This window comes from Bacteroides sp. HMSC067B03 (genome assembly GCF_001811315.1).
GTDB lineage: Bacteria > Bacteroidota > Bacteroidia > Bacteroidales > Bacteroidaceae > Bacteroides > Bacteroides faecis.
Genome location: NZ_KV804258.1, coordinates 1 through 1,158, shown reverse-complemented (window position 1 = coordinate 1,158; position 1,158 = coordinate 1). Strand labels below are relative to the sequence as shown.

Genomic DNA, 1,158 nt, shown 5'->3' with positions numbered 1-1,158 from the left:
CAGTCGGTCGGGCATGGGAAGAAGGCAAGGAAAAAGGACGGGAAAGCTGGCGTAACAAAGACAAAGTCCCCGGACTTGACAAGTTCCAACTGGACACCGCACCAGCGGCAGTCAACAAACCGACCGCTGTAACCGTAACCGGAGGAACTTCCGGGAAAGATGTGGGACTTGGCGGAAAAGGCGGAAGCAGCGTAAGGAATATCACTATGAATGTGACATTCAATAATCATTTCAGGGTTGCGGCAGGTGCGGACATGCGCGATGTTGCGGATAAGGTCAAACGGGAAATTTTAGCGGTGATAACCGATACAGTACCAGCAATAGGATAAAGTTATGACAGGAAATACAGCGTTAAATATTGGTGCATTGTTCACGGAAGTTTTCGGAATCTCATCCCCGATTTATCTTCCGTGGGGAAGAACCCTGCAGGATTATGATCCGGGAAAATACACCGGGGTGACAACCATCCCGGATGCCGAAGCCGAAGCGTACAGCTGGATGGGGACTCCGGTCATCGGGACGTTTACCCTTGACGGTAACAAGCAATACAGCACCTATAATCCGGACGGGTCACGCGGCACGATGAATATGGCTAGTTTTCCGATGCCGTATGCAACGATCGTGGACTTTTCGCGTCCGATGAACTGTTCCAAGACGAAAGTTCTGGGCATTCACGGGACTATAAAGGAAGTCTACGGGCTTGATGACTGGAAAATCAATATCCGGGGATTCTGCATAGCGGACAAAAGCCGGGAAGGTTACAAGACGGTAGCCGAACAGGTGAACGCGCTCTGCAAATTCCGCAAAGTGACGGAAGCAATCGGAGTAACGGGAAGCATCTTTAATAACAAGGAAATTTATTCCATCATTATTGATAACATTTCGTTCAATCCGATTCAGGGAAACAGCAGCGTAGTTCCATTCACGATAGAAGCAACGAGTGATAACCCTTATGAACTGACACTATGAGTTATATGATGTGCAGCCGGATCACATTCCCGGCAAACATGAAACGCGGGGAACTGGTCATCTATACGGTTTCATCGGTTCACATTGAAAGTTCATGGAAGATGCTGACGGACTCCGCTGAAATAGTCCTTCCGAGACGTATCAGATACTTTGCGGGAAAAGACCTGAAGGAACTGCTGTCTGCCGGGG

The 1,158-nt window shown here is 49.0% G+C and carries 1 protein-coding gene and 2 pseudogenes; all 3 read left to right on the top strand.

Annotated features, from left to right (window positions below):
* A pseudogene (locus HMPREF2794_RS01820) lies at positions 1-329 on the top strand (phage tail tape measure protein); the annotation flags it as partial.
* A gap of 4 nt (positions 330-333) precedes the next feature.
* Positions 334-969 (top strand): DUF6046 domain-containing protein, encoded by a 636-nt coding sequence (locus tag HMPREF2794_RS01815; RefSeq protein ID WP_004308939.1) that lies wholly within the window; start codon positions 334-336, stop codon positions 967-969.
* A pseudogene (locus tag HMPREF2794_RS01810) lies at positions 966-1,158 on the top strand (hypothetical protein); the annotation flags it as partial. The gene HMPREF2794_RS01815 and the pseudogene HMPREF2794_RS01810, both read left to right, overlap by 4 nt.

What these genes read in the sequence shown, in the direction of transcription:
- HMPREF2794_RS01815 (WP_004308939.1), top strand. Translation starts at nt 334, where the DNA reads ATGACAGGAAATACAGCGTTAAATATTGGTGCATTGTTCACGGAAGTT.